At 68.2% G+C, this 16,196-nt stretch carries 10 protein-coding genes and 1 tRNA gene; 3 read left to right on the top strand and 8 right to left on the bottom strand.

Going from position 1 to position 16,196, the window contains the following annotated elements; all coding sequences use genetic code 11:
• Positions 1-115: 115 nt before the first annotated feature.
• The 6 genes from ABJF88_01475 to glpK all read right to left on the bottom strand — a co-directional run bounded on the left by ABJF88_01475 (position 116) and on the right by glpK (position 7,987).
• Complete coding sequence (locus ABJF88_01475) at positions 116-1,384, bottom strand: glucose-1-phosphate adenylyltransferase (protein ID MEP0545579.1); 1,269 nt, start codon at positions 1,382-1,384, stop codon at positions 116-118.
• 48 nt (positions 1,385-1,432) lie between these two features.
• Positions 1,433-2,479 carry a class 1 fructose-bisphosphatase gene (gene fbp / locus ABJF88_01470; protein ID MEP0545578.1) on the bottom strand — a complete coding sequence of 349 codons (1,047 nt, stop codon included), beginning with the start codon at positions 2,477-2,479 and terminating at the stop codon, positions 1,433-1,435.
• Between the two features lie 152 nt (positions 2,480-2,631).
• Positions 2,632-3,858 carry a hypothetical protein gene (locus ABJF88_01465; GenBank protein MEP0545577.1) on the bottom strand — a complete coding sequence of 409 codons (1,227 nt, stop codon included), beginning with the start codon at positions 3,856-3,858 and terminating at the stop codon, positions 2,632-2,634.
• 53 nt (positions 3,859-3,911) lie between these two features.
• The gene (locus ABJF88_01460; GenBank protein MEP0545576.1) at positions 3,912-4,667 is read right to left on the bottom strand and encodes an MIP/aquaporin family protein; all 756 of its coding nucleotides are present in this window, start codon (positions 4,665-4,667) and stop codon (positions 3,912-3,914) included.
• 89 nt (positions 4,668-4,756) lie between these two features.
• Positions 4,757-6,355, bottom strand: a complete 1,599-nt coding sequence (locus ABJF88_01455) for a glycerol-3-phosphate dehydrogenase/oxidase (protein ID MEP0545575.1) — start codon at positions 6,353-6,355, stop codon at positions 4,757-4,759.
• A 114-nt stretch (positions 6,356-6,469) separates the two neighbouring features.
• Complete coding sequence (gene glpK / locus ABJF88_01450) at positions 6,470-7,987, bottom strand: glycerol kinase GlpK (protein MEP0545574.1); 1,518 nt, start codon at positions 7,985-7,987, stop codon at positions 6,470-6,472.
• A gap of 244 nt (positions 7,988-8,231) precedes the next feature.
• On the opposite strand from glpK, the gene agaR reads away from it, so the two are divergent.
• Both agaR and ABJF88_01440 read left to right on the top strand, forming a co-directional pair.
• Positions 8,232-8,996 (top strand): transcriptional repressor AgaR, encoded by a 765-nt coding sequence (gene agaR / locus ABJF88_01445; GenBank protein MEP0545573.1) that lies wholly within the window; start codon positions 8,232-8,234, stop codon positions 8,994-8,996.
• A gap of 125 nt (positions 8,997-9,121) precedes the next feature.
• Positions 9,122-11,254: a catalase gene (locus tag ABJF88_01440; protein MEP0545572.1), complete on the top strand. Its 2,133-nt coding sequence runs from the start codon at positions 9,122-9,124 to the stop codon at positions 11,252-11,254.
• A 55-nt stretch (positions 11,255-11,309) separates the two neighbouring features.
• Here the strand turns inward: ABJF88_01440 and ABJF88_01435 are convergent.
• Positions 11,310-11,383, bottom strand: a tRNA-Pro gene (locus ABJF88_01435).
• A gap of 89 nt (positions 11,384-11,472) precedes the next feature.
• Positions 11,473-13,341, bottom strand: coding sequence for a long-chain fatty acid--CoA ligase (locus tag ABJF88_01430; GenBank protein ID MEP0545571.1), 1,869 nt, complete (start codon positions 13,339-13,341; stop codon positions 11,473-11,475).
• 152 nt (positions 13,342-13,493) lie between these two features.
• Between ABJF88_01430 and ABJF88_01425 the strand changes: the two genes are divergently transcribed.
• A complete protein-coding gene (locus ABJF88_01425) occupies positions 13,494-16,187 on the top strand; it encodes a valine--tRNA ligase (protein MEP0545570.1) in 2,694 nt (897 codons plus the stop codon).
• The last annotated feature ends 9 nt before the right edge of the window (positions 16,188-16,196 follow it).

Below are 16,196 nucleotides of genomic sequence, written 5' to 3'. Positions count from 1 at the left end.
GGAGCGGATTCTACGAGGGCCGCCGCGAATCGTCGTTCTCTAGCCCTCCCATCCCCCACGTCCGATCACGTTTGGGGGAGCACGCCCAAGACGGTCCCGGCGTGTGCCGGGCCACTTAGATCGTGGTGCCGGGCTCGATCTCCGCGTTCTTCGCGATGACGATGATGCCGTCGCGGATGTAGAAGCCCGGCCCCTCGCCTTCCTCGACGCCGTCGCGGTTGGCGATGTGGCAGTTCGCGCCGATCGAGGCGTTGCGGTCGATGATGGCGCCTTCGATGTGGGTGCCCTCGGCGATGCCGGGCCGCGCTGGGCCCTGCGGGGGCTGGTCGAGCCCGCCGGTGCTCCACGGGTAGTAGTCCGCGCCCATCATCACCGTGTTCTTGACCGTCGCGTTGCGGCCGACGTACGAGCGGATGCCGATGACGGAGTCCGTGATCTCGGCGCCGACGATCACGCTGCCCTCGCTGATGATCGCGTTGCGCACCGTCGAGTGCTCGACCTTCGCCGGGGCCAGCATCCGGGCGTTCGTGTAGAGCGGGCGGGCCGGGTCGTAGAGGGTGTACGGCGGCTCGGGCTGGGCCAGCATGAGGTTGGCGTCGAAGAACGAGCGGACGGTCCCGATGTCGCTCCAATAGCCCTCGAAGGGGTACGAGAGCACGCGGCGCTGCTCGATGGCGCGGGGAATCATCTCGTGTCCGAAGTCGTGCGCGTCGGGGTCCGCGTCGAGGACGGCTTGCAGCGTGTCGGCGCTGAAGATGTAGATGCCCATCGAGGCGAGGTAGATCCGGCCCGCCGCCTGCATCTCGTCGGAGACCGGGCTCTCCTTCCCGTCGAGCTGGTCGAGCGGCGGCTTCTCGTGGAACTCCGTGATGGCGTGGTGCTCGTCCGTCTTGAGGATCCCGAAGGCCGGCGCCTCTTCGGCCACGACGGGGATCGTCGCGATCGTCACATCGGCGTTGTGCTGCTGGTGGTGGGCGAGCATCCGCCGGTAGTCCATGCTGTAGAGCTGGTCGCCCGAGAGGATGATGACGTGGCTGTGCGGGTGGCTGTCGATGTGCGGGAGCGACTGGCGGACGGCGTCGGCCGTGCCCTGGTACCAGTGCTTCGACGACGGCGTCTGCTCGGCGGCGAGGATCGTCACGAAGCCACCGCCGAAGCGGTCGAACCGGTAGGCCTGGGCGACGTGCCGGTTGAGGCTGGCCGAGTTGAACTGCGTGAGGACGAAGATGCGGTCGAGCCCGGAGTTGATGCAGTTCGAGATGGGGACGTCGACGAGGCGGTACTTCCCGGCGAGGGGGACGGCGGGCTTCGCGCGGTGGCCGGTGAGCGGGAAGAGCCGCGTCCCGGCGCCACCGCCAAGCACGACAGCGAGCGTGTCTTTCATGGGGAGGAGGGTGGAGAGAGAAGGAGAGGGCGTCGGTGCGGGGCGGGGCTACGGGAGCTTCCCCGCGTCGGCGTCGCCGCGGAGGAAGGCTTCGGCGCGCTGGACCATCGCAGGGCTGCCGATGTAGAGCGCCGTCCGCTCGTGGAGGGCGGAGGGCTGGATGTCGAGGATGCGGCGGTGCCCGTCGCTGGCCTGGCCGCCGGCTTGCTCGGCGATGAACGCCATCGGGTTGGCCTCGTACATCAGCCGGAGCTTGCCGTCGGGGTAGACCGCCGTGGCAGGATACATGTAAACCCCGCCCTTGAGGAGGTTGCGGTGGAAGTCCGTGATAAAGGAGCCGATGTAGCGCGTCTTGTACGTCGAGGGCTTCGCCTGCTCGTACTCCATCCAGCGGAGGTACCGCTCCAACCCGTCCTCGAACGCCGCCGAATTGCCCTCGTCGATGGAGTAGAACCGGCCGTTCGACGGCGTCGTGATGTTAGGGTGCGAGAGGAGGAACTCGCCCACGGCCGGATCGAGCGTGAAGCCGTTGACGCCGTCGCCGGCGGTGTAGACGAGCATCGTTGAGGAGCCGTAGATCACGTAGCCGGCGGCGATCTGCGCCGAGCCCGGCTGGAGCGCGGCGTCTACGGTCGGCTGCTGCCCCTCGGGCAGGTGGTAGACCGAGAAGATCGTCCCGACCGACACGTTGACGTCGATGTTCGACGAGCCGTCGAGCGGGTCGAGGAGGACGATGTAGCGCCCGCCGCGGCCGGAAGAAGGAGCGACGGGGATGATCTCGTCGGCCTCTTCGGAGACGATGAGGCAGGACTCGCCGCCGAGCCGGAGCGCCTCGACGAACTCGGCGTGGGCAATCGCGTCGAGCTGCTGCTGGACCTCGCCCTGCACGTTCACCTCGCCCGAGTCGCCGAGCACGTCGAGCAGGCCGGCTCGCCGGATGTAGCTGTTGACGACTTTGGCGGCGATCGAGAGGTCGCGGAGGAGCCGCGAGAACCCGCCCGTGGCGACGGGGATGTGGTCCTGCCGTTCGAGGATGAACTGCTCGAGCGTTTTGAAGCGGCTGGCGGGGAGGCGGGAGGGCGAGTCGGAGGCCATAGCAGTTGGAGTGCAGGCGGAAGGGAAGGGGAAGCCGAAGCGCGAGCAGGACGGACGCGCTCGCTGTCAGCCCCGCGAGGTCGGGCCCCCGCCTGGGCCTCGGGGCTCCCGGTACGGGGAGGGAGTACACCGCGCACGCCGGGTGCAGGTTCTTAGAACACAACGGATAGTTCGAGGAGCGCCCCTTGCCAGTCCGCGCCGATCTGGCCCGGCGAGTCGGCCTCTTCGGTCTGGCGGACGTACTCGGCTTTGAGGAGGGCGTAGTCCCAGAACCGGTAGCCGAGCCCGGCCTGGATCCGCGTCAGCAGGTTCTCGTCGCCCGCCCACTCGGAGAGGTTGCGGACGAGCGTGAACCGGCCCGCGACGTACACCGACTCCGACACGTCGACGGCGACGGTGCCGCCGAAGAAGTCGACCTCGCTCGCCTCCTCGGCGAAGCCGGCGGCCTGGCTGGCGACGGTGAAGTCGCCGTCGCCGTCGACGAAGCTGAAGTCGTCCCAGAGGTGGCCGTACCACGCGCGGACGAGGAACGGGAGGTCGTCGGTGGCGAACTGCGCGTCGACGTGGGCGCCGCGCACGTCGAGGCCGGGGACCGTGCCCATGTGGGTGTCGCGGGCGGAGGCGCCGCTGCCGGGGAAGTTATAGTTCTCGCCGTCGCCGACGACGAGCCCGACGCGCTGGATATCCCCGAACGGCCGTTCGCCGACCTGCCCGCCGTTCGTGCCGAGCAGCCCGGCGGCGCCGACGCTAAAGCCGCTCTCGCCCACGTCTGTCGCGGCCTTGCCGATGAGCGTGAAGCCGCGATTCGGGCCGAAGTCCTCGAAGAACGTCGAGGTCGCCGCCGTGAGGTCGAAGCGGACGGCGTCGGTGGCGCCGAGGAGCTTCACGCCCGTCTCGGCCGTGACCATGTCGGCGGGCGAGTTGCCGATGAGCGGGTTGTCCTGCACGTAGGCGCCGTCGGAGTAGCCGCGGAAGTTGAACATCCCCGTGACCGGCGTCCCGAGCTGGAGCGTGAGTGCGTCGGAGAGCGCGAGGTCGAGCGCGACGAAGTCGACGGCCGGGGCGAACTCGGCGCCGAAGTCGTTCGGCTCGTGGCCGAGGTCGACCGTCGCTTTGATCCGGTCCGTGACGTCCATCGTGAGGAGGAGGTTGAAGCGGACGCGGTGGAATCCGGGGCTCGCCTCGGAATCGGCCGGGTTGAACGCGCCCTCGTCGGCTTCGAGGTATTGCCCGGACTGCATCACCCCGACGCCGAAGCGGATCGTCGGCAGGTCCCCGATGCGGATCTCTCGGTCCTGGGCGTGGGCGGGATGGAAGAAAGCGAGCGCGAGGGCGACGAGGGCGGCGGCGCGTGCGGCGTGGCGGAAGAGGGGAGACATGGCGACAAGGGGTGGAGAGCGATGGGCGACGAGAAGGGTATCGTGCGGCGGCCTCAGGGCGTCAGCATGACGGTGTCGCCGAGGGCGAGGTACGCGAGCGCCGCGAGGACGCCACCGACGATGGGGGCGACGACCGGAATCCACGCGTAGCCCCAATCGCTGTCGCGCTTGCCGCCGGCGATCGGGAGCAGGGCGTGGGCGATGCGCGGGCCGAGGTCACGTGCCGGGTTGATGGCGTAGCCCGTCGTCCCGCCAAGCGCGAGGCCGATCACGAGCACGACGAGGCCGACCGGGAGCGCGTCGAGCGCGCCGAGGCCGCCGGGGTCGCCGCCGGGCCCTGCGATGCTCGGCGCGGCGAGGTAGAGCACGGCGAACACGAGCACGAACGTCCCGATCAGCTCGGAGACGAAGTTGTCGCCGGTGGAGCGGATGGCCGGGCCGGTGCTGAAGACGGCGAGCTTGCCGTCGAGGTCTTCGGTCACGCCGAAGTGCGGGCGGTAGTGGAGCCACACGAGCACGGCCCCGAAGAAGGCCCCGAGCATCTGCGCGACGATGTAGCCCGGCACGAGCGCCCACGAGAACTTGCCCGCCGCGGCGAGCCCGATCGTCACGGCGGGGTTGATGTGCGCCCCGCTGAACGCGCCGACCACGAAGACGGCGAGGAACACGGCCATGCCCCACCCGAAGGTGATGACAATCCAGCCCGAGGCCTCCCCCTTCGTCCCTTTGAGTACGACGTTCGCGACGACGCCGTCGCCAAGCAAGAGGAGGAGAGTGGTGCCTACGAATTCAGCGAGATAGGGAGTCATGGGTATCCCTCGTGTGGGTGGGTAGAGAGAGGAACCCCGCCGGCGTCCCCGGCGGGACGGGAGGAACCGGAGCGCTCAAACTCCGGCGATCAGCCCGCGGCGACGTCTTTCGTCCGCAGGGCGCCGTCGGCGATGAGGTAGCCGTGGGCGAGGGTGGTGTAGGTCTCCACCTGCTCGCGCTGCCACGCCTCGTCGCGGCCCAGCTCCTCGGCCATGAGGGCGGCCACGGCTGGAGCCATCTCGATGCTCGCGCGGGCGTCGAGCAGCAGCGTCCGCGTCCGCCGCGAGAGGAAGTCCTCGACGGTCCGCGCCATCTCGTGCCGGACAGCCCAGACGACTTGCGCGGCTACGGTGGATCGGTCCGCGTGCAGGCGCTCGCCGTAGCGCGGCTCCTCGCGGATCAGGTCCTGGATGCGCGGGGCATCCGAGCCGTACGGGTGGAGGTCGCCGAAGGCCTCGGCGTTCTGGTGGTAGCCGTGGATGCGGAGGTCCTTCGTGACGCACGCCCGGTCGTCGAGCTGGGCGAGCGTCGCGGCCTGGTCGATCGTGTCCTCGGCCATCTTCCGGTACGTCGTCCACTTCCCGCCGGCGATCGTGACGAGGCCGGAGGGGGCGATGTGGAGCGTGTGGTCGCGGGAGATCGCGGCCGTCCCGCCCTCCTCATCGGGCGAGCCGACGAGCGGACGGAGGCCGGCGAAGGTGCTGCGGACGTCGGCCGGCGTCGGGTCTTTGGTGAGGTAGCGGGCCGCGTGTTCGAGCAGGAATTCGAGCTCCTCTTCGAGCGGGCGCGGCTCCAACTCGGCGTGGTCTACGGGCGTGTCCGTCGTACCGATCACGACGGAGTCGTGCCACGGGATCGCGAAGAGGACACGGCCGTCGTCGGTCTTGGGGACCATGATGGCGGAGTCGCCGGGGAGGAACGCCTTGTCGAGGACGATGTGGACGCCCTGGCTCGGCGAGACCATCCCGCGTGCCGTAGGCTCGTCCATGTGGCGGATCGTGTCGGTCCAGACGCCCGTCGCGTTGATGACGGCGCGGGCGGGGATCTCGAACTCGCCGCCGCCCTCCACATCGCGGGCGCGGACGCCGGCGACCTCGTCGCCGTTCTTGAGCAGGCCGATGACCTCGCAATAGTTGATCAGGACGCCGCCCTGCTCGACGGCCGTCTGCGCCATGTTGACAGCGAGGCGGGCGTCGTCGAACTGCCCGTCGTAGTAGACCACGCCGCCGTCGAGGCCCTCGGGCTCGATCGTCGGCAGCCGCTCCAGCGTCTCTTCTTTGGAGAGGTGCTTCGAGCGGCCGAAGCCACTGCGCCCGGCGAGGAGGTCGTACATCTTCATCCCGATCCCGTAGAACGGCCCCTCCCACCACGAGTAATTGGGGACGACGAACGGGAGGTCGTGGACGAGGTGGGGCGCGTTCTTGAGGAGGCGCCCGCGCTCTTTGAGCGCCTCGAGCACGAGGGCGACGTTGCCCTGCTGGAGGTAACGGACGCCGCCGTGGACGAGCTTCGTGCTGCGGCTGGAAGTCCCTTTGGCGAAGTCGTGCTGCTCGAGGAGGAGCGTGCGGTAGCCGCGCGAAGCCGCTTCGATGGCGCAGCCGAGGCCGGTTGCCCCACCGCCGACGATGGCGAAGTCCCACGGCCCCTCGGCAGTCCGAAGGGCGTTGAGCATGGAGTCCCTATTCATGATAGTGAGGTGTTAGGCCAGAAATGGAAGGGAGAAAGGGGGAGGGGCAGGGAGAGCGGGACGCTCCCCTCGGGACGTACGGCCCCGTCGTGGCACGCGGAGGGCGGCCTCCGATCACGCGTTCTTCGAGCGGGCGCTGTCGGGCTGCTCCCAGGCCATCGAGCGCTTGACGGCGCGGTGCCACTCGCTCATCCGGTGCTCGGCCTCGTCCCGGCTCATCTCCGGTTCGAAGCGCCGGTCCACGGCCCACTGCTCGGCGATCTGCTCGGTGCTGTCCCAGTAACCGACGGCGAGGCCGGCGAGGTAGGCCGCGCCGAGCGCCGTCGTCTCGGTCACCTTCGGCCGAATGACGGGGACGCCGAGGAGGTCGGCCTGGACTTGGAGGAGGAGGTTGTTCGCGGCGGCGCCGCCGTCGACGCGGAGCTCTTTGAGGGCGATGCCGGAGTCGGCCTCCTCGGCGCGGACGACGTCCGTGCTCTGGAAGGCGATGCTCTCGAGCGCGGCGCGGGCGAGGTGCGCGTCCGTCGTGCCGCGCGTGATCCCGACGATCGCGCCGCGCGCGTACTGGTCCCAGTGCGGGGCGCCGAGCCCGACGAAGGCGGGGACGAGGTAGACGCCCTCGCTGCTCTCGACCTTGCTCGCGAGGTACTCCACGTCGGGGGCGTGGCGGATGAGCCCGAGCCCGTCGCGGAGCCACTGCACAACGGCGCCGGCGACGAAGACGCTCCCTTCGAGGGCGTACTGCATGGGCTCGCCGCCGAGCTTCCAGGCGACCGTCGTGAGGAGGTTGTTCTTCGAGGTGACGGCTTCGTTGCCCGTATTCATCAGCATGAAGGCGCCCGTGCCGTAGGTGTTCTTCCCCATGCCCGGCTGTGTGCACACCTGCCCGAAGAGCGCCGCCTGCTGGTCGCCCGCGATCCCGGCGATGGGGATCTTCGTCGCGAAGATGTCGCCGGAGGTGTCGCCGTAGTGCTCGCTGCTGGAGCGGACCTCGGGCAGGAGGGCGCGCGGCACGCCGAGGACGTCGAGGAGTTCGTCGTCCCAATCGCCCGTTTGGATGTTGTACATCAGCGTCCGCGACGCGTTCGTCACGTCGGTAACGTGGAGCTTGCCACCGGTGAGCTTCCACATCAGCCAGCAGTCGATCGTGCCGAAGGCGAGGTCGCCGGCCTCGGCCTTCTGCCGCGCGCCGTCCACGTTGTCGAGGATCCAACGGACCTTCGTCCCGGAGAAGTAGGCGTCGATGACGAGGCCGGTTTTCTCCTGGAACAGCTCTTTCCGCCCCTCGTCCTTGAGCCGGTCGCAGAAGCCGGCGGTGCGACGGTCCTGCCACACGATGGCGTTGTAGACCGGCTCGCCGGTCTTCCGATCCCACACGACCGTCGTCTCGCGCTGGTTCGTGATGCCGATCGCGGCGATGTCTTTGGCGGCGATCCCGATGCGGGTGAGCGCCTCGGTCGCGACGCCGGCCTGCGTGGACCAGATCTCGCTGGGGTTGTGCTCGACCCAGCCGGGCCGGGGGAAGATCTGCTGGAACTCGCGCTGAGAAACCGTTTCGATCTGGCCGTCGCTGTTGAAGAGGATGGCGCGGGAGCTGGTGGTGCCTTGGTCGAGAGCGAGGACGTAGGACATGGGCTCGGACAGATAGGTGGAAGTGAAAGCACCGAAGTGTTACGCATCTCCTTTGTTTGCTTACGATGCGTTGCGACAGTATAATACTGGAAGCGCTTTTCTACAACTAAGGCAACCCATTTTAAAGCTTTCGTTTCGAAGCAACACCGGCGATCGCTGTGCGCCCTTTGCGGTTTCGCCCTCGGGTCGTAGCATGCTGGGCGATCCCCTTCGATAATCTCCTATGAACTCCCCTCTCGGGTCTATGCAGTCCGCCCCGGAACGCCACGAGCACATCCTCAAACGCCTACGCGAACAGGGGCAGGTGTCCGTCGCGACGCTGAGTGAGCAGCTTGAGGTCTCTGAGGTTACGATTCGAAAGGACCTCAACATGTTGGAGCGCCGCCACCTCCTCCACCGGACGCACGGCGGCGCGATCGGCGCGAACCCGTACGTGCTCGATCGCACCGTCGAGGAGAAGACGGGGGAGCACGCCGCCGACAAGGACCGCATCGGACGGGCGGCCTCGGCCCTCGTCGAGCCGCAGGACTCCATCATCCTAGGCTCAGGGACGACGGCGATGTACGTGGCGCGCCACCTCCGCGACGTGCCCGGCCTCACCGTTATCACGAGCGCGATGAACGTGGCCGTCGTCCTCACGGGGCTACCGCAGGTGGAGATCCTCATGCTCGGCGGCACCGTGCGCAAGAGTTCGACCTCCGTCGTGGGACAGCACGCCGAGCAGATGCTCGAGGACCACGCCTGCAGCAAGCTCTTCCTCGGCGTGGACGGGTTCGACCTCGACTACGGCCTGACGACGACGAACGCGCAGGAAGCGACGTTGAACCAGGCGATGATGCGGGCGGCGCAGCGCACGATCGTCATCGCGGACTCCTCGAAGTTCGGGCGGCGCGGCTTCCGGCGGATTTGCAACGTCGACCAGGTAGACGCCGTGATCACCGACACCGGCGTCAGCGACGAGGCCGTCCGCTCACTCGAAGCGCGCGGCGTCGCGGTGGATGTCGTGTGACGAAATCGGTTCCGTTAGACGAACCTCTCCCGTCTAATTTCGTACGACACCTCCTCATCTGGCGGCCCCTCGCAGGAACGATTCGGGGCCACCCCTCCCTGCTCCTCCCTCTTCTCCCGCTCACCATGTCCGACTCCAAGCGCCTCGCCGACGACCACGGCCACGACGAAGAAGCCAAACACCGCCAACTCGAACCCTACCGCGAGGACGCGAGCGGCGAGTACCTAACCACGAATACCGGCCTCCGCGTCAACCACACCGACGACTCGCTCAAGGCCGGCAGCCGTGGCCCGACTCTCTTGGAGGACTTCCACCTCCGCGAGAAAATGACCCACTTCGACCACGAGCGCATCCCCGAGCGCGTGGTCCACGCCCGAGGCTCCGCCGCTCACGGCTACTTCCAGGTCTACGAGCCGCTCACCGACCTCACCAAGGCCAAGGTCTTTCAGGACCCCTCGAAGAAGACGCCTGTCTTCGTCCGCTTCTCCACCGTCGTCGGGTTTCGCGGCTCGGCGGACACCGTCCGCGACGTGCGCGGGTGGGCCACGAAGTTCTACACCGAAGAGGGGAACTGGGACCTCGTCGGCAACAACATGCCGGTCTTCTTTATCCAGGACGGCATCAAGTTCCCCGACCTCGTCCACGCCATCAAGCCGGAGCCCGATTCGGAGACGCCGCAGGCCTCGGCCGCGCACGACAACTTCTGGGACTTCGTCTCGCTCATGCCGGAGAGCGCGCACACGATCATGTGGGTCCTCTCCGACCGCGGCCTCCCCCGCAGCTACGCGATGATGGAGGGCTTCGGCGTTCACACCTTCCGCCTCATCAACGAAGAGGGGAAGGCCCGCTTCGTCAAGTTCCACTGGCGGCCCGTGCTCGGCACGCACTCCCTCGTGTGGGACGAGACGCAGAAGATCGCCGGCAAGAACCCCGACTTCAACCGGAAGGACCTCTGGGATCGGATCGAGGACGGCGCCTACCCCGAGTTCGAACTCGGCCTCCAAGTCGTCGAGGAGGAGGACGAGCACCGGTTTGACTTCGACCTGCTCGACCCGACCAAGCTCATCCCCGAGGACGAAGTGCCGGTGCGCATCGTCGGGAAGATGACGCTCAACCGAAACCCGGACAACTTCTTCGCCGAGACCGAGCAGGTGGCCTTCCACCCCGGCCACGTCGTCCCCGGCATCGACTTCACGAACGATCCGCTCCTGCAGGGCCGCCTCTTCTCCTACATCGACACGCAGATCAACCGGTTCTCGAGCGCGAACTTCAACGAGCTCCCGATCAACCGGCCCGTCGCCGCCGTCCACAACAACCAGCGCGACGGGTTCATGCGGCAGACGATCAACCAGGGCCGGGTGAACTACTACCCGAACTCGCTGGGGAAGGGCTGCCCGATGATGGCGCCGGAGTCCGCCGGCGGCTACGTCCACTACATGGAGCGCGTCGAGGGCCACAAGATCCGCGAGCGGAGCGAGAGCTTCAAGGACCACTTCAGCCAGGCCACGATGTTCTGGCACAGCCTGACCGAGGACGAGCAGGACCGGCTCGTGGACGCCGGGCGGTTCGAGCTCGGCAAGGTCACGAACAAGGAGGTCCGCGAGCGGATGGTCCACGAGTTCCTGAACAAGATCAACCACGAGCTCGCCGTCCGCGTCGCGCGGGGCATCGGCGTCGAGCCGCCGGAGGCGTTCGCCGGGAAGGAGACCGACAAGCGGATCCCCGAGGTGAGCACGATCAAGCGGGGCCGCTACGACACCATCGAGACCCGGAAGGTCGCTATCCTCCTCGCCGACGGCTTCGACCACGAGCAGTTCGTAGCCGTCAAAGAGAGGCTCATGGCCGGCGGCGCGAAGCCGAAGGTCGTCGCGAGGACGCAGGGCACGCTCGCGAGCGCGTCCGGCGAGACGGTCGAGGTGGACGAGAGCTACCTCACGACGGCCTCCGTCCTCTTCGACGCGTTCTTCGTGCCGGGCGGCGCCGCGAGCGCCGAGGCGCTCAAGGAGCACGGCGACGCGCTCCACTTCATCCAAGAGGGCTTTCGCCACGCGAAGCCGATCGGCGCGACGGGCGAGGGGGTGGGCCTGCTGGAGGAGGCGCGCCTCCCCGACATCACCCTCTCCGACGGCGGCACGACCTCGGACAAGGGCGTCGTGACGTCGCGGAACGGCACAGACGGCTTCGCCGACGCGTTCGAGGAAGCCGTCGCGAAGTACCGCCACTTCGACCGGAGCAAGAAGGAGCGGGTCCCAGCGTGACGGATCTGGCTAAAAAGAAACCGACCCTCGCCATTGAGGCGAGGGCCGGTTCTAGTCGGGGTGGCGGGATTCGAACCCACGACCTCTTCGTCCCGAACGAAGCGCGCTACCGGGCTGCGCTACACCCCGATTTTGGACGGGCCGTCAATATAAACTGTCGGCGCGGCGGAGGGCAAAAGGAGTTTTGCGTAAGGGCGATACGGTCCAAGCGGCGCGGGCTAGTCGGTCCCGGCGTACATCGACTCGATGAGGGCGGCGTAGCGCTGCTCGATGGCGCGGCGCTTGAGCTTCATCGTCGGCGTCATCAGCCCGTTCTCTTCGCTGAAGGGCTCGGCGACGAGGCGGAAGTCGCGGATCTTCTCGTGGCTGGCTGCGCCGCGTGAGTACGCACGGAACGCGGCGGCGAAGGGCGCGCGCACCTCCTCGCGCTGCAACACGTCGTCGGTGGCACCTCCGGTGAGTGCGGCGAGGGCTGCCTCATTCGGGACGACGAGCGCGGTCAGGAACTCCCGCCCTTCGCCGACCACGACGAGCTGCTCGATGGCGGGGTCGGCTTTGAAGGCGTCTTCGATGGGGCCGGGGTAGATGTTCTTCCCGCCCTTCGAGACGATCATGTGCTTGAGCCGGTCGGTAATCGTGAGGTAGCCGCCGTCGAAGCGGCCGATGTCGCCGGTGTGGTACCAGCCGTCGGCGTCGATGACGGCGTGCGTGGCGGCCTCGTCGTTCCAGTAGCCGCGCATCACGTTCGGCCCGCGCGCGACGATCTCGCCCGGCTCCGTCGTCATCGTCGAGGGGTAGTCCTCGCCCGAGAGTTGACCGATGAGCCGGTCGTCGTCGAGCGAGCGAATGGCGACGGTCACGCCCGGGAGGACGTGGCCGACTGAGCCGTAGCGCGGCGCGTCCATCGGGTTCGCGGCGAGGACGGGCGCCGTTTCGGTCAGCCCATATCCCTCGATGATCGGGAGGCCGGCGGCCTGGAAGAACTCGCCGATGGCGCGCGGCAGCGCAGCCCCGCCGCTGACGGCGAAGCGGATCCGCCCGCCGAGCTTCTCGTGGAGCGCGCTGAACACGAGCCGCTGCGCGAGCGCGTACTGCGCCTTCAGCAAGGGGCCGGCGCGCTTCCCCGCCGCCTCGCGCGCGGCCACCTTCTTCCCCGTCGCCACGGCCCAGTCGAAGACCTTCTGCTTCGCGCCGCCGGCTTCGGCGACGGACTTCGCGACCGCGTTGTAGAGCTTCTCGAACACGCGCGGGACCGAGATCAGGATCGTCGGGCGGACCTCGGGGAGGTTCTTCGCGACGGCGTCGATGCTCTCGGCATACGTGATCGTGCAGCCGCCGGCGAGGGCGGCGACGTAGCCCGCCGTCCGCTCGAAGGCGTGCGAGAGCGGGAGGAACGAGAGGTGCTCGTCGGTCGGGCGGAGGTCGAACACTTCGAGGGCGGCCCGCGCGTTCGAGCAGATGTTGGCGTGCGTGAGCATGACGCCCTTCGGCACGCCCGTCGTCCCACTCGTGTAGATCAGCGCCGAGAGATCGTCCGGTGCGACGGCGGCGGTGAGTGCGTCGAGTTCGGCGCGGTGGGTGTTTCGGTAGGCGTGGCCAGCGGCGAGGGCCTCGGCCCACCGCGTGAACGGGAGGGTCGGCGTGCCCTTCGGCTCGTCGAGCGCGACGACGTGCTCCAGCTCCGGGCACGCGTCGAAGACGGCTGCGGCCTTTTTGAACTGGAGGTTCGTCGAGACGACGAACACGCGCGCGCCGGAATCGCGGAGGATGTACTCGACCTGGTCGGCGGGGAGCGTGGTGTAGAGCGCGACGTTGACGGCACCGAGGAGCTGGGTGCCGAGGTCGGCCGCGGCCCACTCGGGCCGGTTCTCCGAGAGCACCGCCACGCGGTCGCCCGGCCGCACGCCGACGTGGTGGAGCCAGCCGGCGAACGCGAGCGCGTCGGCGTGGAGCGCGACGTGCGTGATCGGCGTCCAGCCTGCCGCCTTGTCTTTGTAGCGGAGCGCTGGGCGGTCGGAGCCCTCGAAGTGGGCGACGAGGCCGGAGAGGAGTTGGGGGATCGTCTCGAACGGGACGAGGGCGGGCATGGGCGTGGCGGATGGGAGAGCTTCCATAATAGCTCGCAGCGGGCAATGGGTCCCGCGCAGGCCGCGCCGCCGTTTCGCAGCGGCCCATGTTCCTTCATCGCGTCTGCACTGGATACGCCGTACTTTTCGGTTCCCTCCGATTCGACACCGCCATGCCCGACGCCCTCACTCCGCCCGTCACCGACACCGCCGACAGCACCGCCTACGACCCCACCCGCGTTGAGGCCGGCTGGTACCAGTTCTGGGAAGCCCACGACTTCTTCCGCGCGGATGCCGACTCCGACGCGCCGCCGCACGTGATCGTGATGCCGCCGCCGAACGTCACGGGCCGGCTCCACATGGGCCACGCCCTCCAGGACGCCGTGCAGGACGCGCTCACCCGGATGCGCCGGATGCAGGGCTACAACGCCCTCTGGCTGCCGGGTATGGACCACGCCGGCATCGCCACGCAGAACGTCGTCGAGCGGCGGCTGCGCGAGCAGGGGATCGAGCGGAAAGAGATCGGGCGCGAGGCCTTCCTCAAGCACGTCTGGGCCTACGTCGAGGAGTTCGGCGGCATCATCCTCCAGCAGAAGCGCCGCCTCGGCGACTCGTGCGACTGGAGTCGGGAGCGGTTCACGCTCGACGAGCACTACAACCGCGTCGTGCAGGACATCTTCGTCCGGCTCTACGAGGACGGGCTGATCTACCGCGGCGACTACCTCGTCAACTGGGACCCCGACAACATGACGGCCATCTCCGACGAGGAGGTGGACAACGTCGAGCGCGACGGGCAAATGTGGTGGATCCGCTACCCCTACTCCGACGGCAGCGGGCACGTCACGATCGCCACGACGCGGCCCGAGACCCTCCTCGGCGACACCGCCGTCGCCGTCCACCCCGACGACGCGCGCTACACCGACCTCGTCGGGAAAATGGTCACGCTGCCGCTCATGAACCGGGATATCCCGATCGTGGCCGACGAGCACGCGAACCCCGAGTTCGGCGCGGGCGCCCTCAAGGTGACGCCGGGCCACGACAAGAACGACTTCGAGATCGGCAAGCGCCACGGGCTCGACGTGATCTCGGTCATGAACCCCGACGCCACGATCAACGAGCACGGCGGGCCGTACGAAGGGCTCGACCGCTTCGAGGCGCGCAAGCGGATCGTCGCCGACCTCGACGCTGCCGGGCTGCTCGACCGCGTCGAGCCGTACAAAAACACCGTCCCGATCTCCTCGCGCTCGAAGGCCGTGATCGAGCCGCTCATCTCGCGGCAGTGGTTCGTCAAGATGAAGCCGCTCGCCGACCCCGCGCTCGCCGCCGTCCGCGCGGGCGAGGTGACGTTCTACCCCGAGCGCTGGCAGAACGAGTACTTCCGCTGGCTCGAAAACATCCGCGACTGGACGATCTCGCGCCAGCTCTGGTGGGGCCACCGGATTCCGGTCTGGTACTACACCGACGCCGATGGCGAGCGCGACGAGAGCCGCGACTTCGTCGTCTCCGTCGAGCAGCCCGAACCCGGCATGGTGCAGGACGAGGACGTGCTCGACACGTGGTTCTCGTCGTGGCTGTGGCCCTTCGCCACGCTCGGCTGGCCCGACGACACGGCCGACGTGAAGACGTTCTATCCGGGCACGGTCCTCGTCTCGGGCTACGACATCCTCTTCTTCTGGATCGCCCGGATGATCATGGCCGGGATCCACTTCACGGGCGAGGTCCCCTACCGCGACGTCTACATCACGGGCATGATCAAGGACGCGCAGGGCCGCTGGATGTCGAAGTCGCTCGGGAATGGGATCGACCCCCTCGAGATGGCCGACGAGTACGGCGCCGACGCCGTCCGCTTCTCGCTCAACGTGCTCTGCACGCCGGGCCAGGACATCAAGCTGGAGCCGTCGAAGTTCGAGATGGGGCGGAACTTCGCCAACAAGATCTGGAACGCGTTCAACGTCTTCGGCCGCTTCATGGAAGAGGGCAAGGACTACCGTCGCTCGCGCTCCTTCGACGAACTCGAACTCGTCGAGCGGTGGATCCTCACACGGTTGAATCAGACGATCACGGCCGTCGACGAGGCCGTCGAGCGCTACCGGTTGAACGAGGCGGCGCTCGCCATCTACGACCTCTTCTGGCGCGACTACTGCGACTGGTACCTCGAACTCATCAAGCCGCCGTTCGGCGAGGCGATGGACGAGGACAAAATCGCCCTCGCCGTCGAGGTCTACGAGCAGATGGTGAAGCTGCTCCACCCGTTCATGCCATTCATCACCGAAGAGCTGTGGCACCGGCTCCGCCCGCGCGCTGAGGGCGAGGCGTGCATCGTCGCGCGCTGGCCGCAGGCGAACGAAGCGGAGACCGATGCCGAGGCGGCGCAGACGTTCGCGCTCGTGCAGGAGCTGATCTCGGGGATTCGCGGCGTCAAGAGCCAGTACGGCGTCGCGCCGTCAAAGAAGATCGCGGCGCACGTGAGCGTCGGCGGCGACAACGGACAACGGGGTGGGCTCGTCGAGGCCGTCGAGCGGCACGGGCGCTACTTCGCCCAGCTCGCGAACGTGGACGACCTCACGGTCGGGACCGGGCTCGCGAAGCCGAAGGCGAGCGCCGCCGTCGTGGTCGGCGCGGCCGGGGGCACGCACGAGGTGTTCGTCCCGCTCGCCGGCATGATCGACCTCGACGAGGAGCGCGCGCGGCTGGGCCGGGCCATCGAGGAGAAGGAGGGCTTCCTCGTCAGCGTCGAGCGGAAACTGCGGAACCAGCAGTTCGTCAACCGGGCGCCCGAGGACGTCGTCGCCCGCGAGCGGCAGAAGGCGGCCGACGCGACCTCCGAGCTCCAGAAACTCCGCGCCAACCTCGACGACCTCGGCTGAGGTCTCCAC

Source organism: Rhodothermales bacterium (assembly GCA_039944855.1).
Classification (GTDB): domain Bacteria; phylum Bacteroidota; class Rhodothermia; order Rhodothermales; family JANQRZ01; genus JBBSMX01.
The sequence above is the reverse complement of the archived record's forward strand: the minus strand, read 5'-3'. Positions and strand labels throughout refer to the sequence as shown.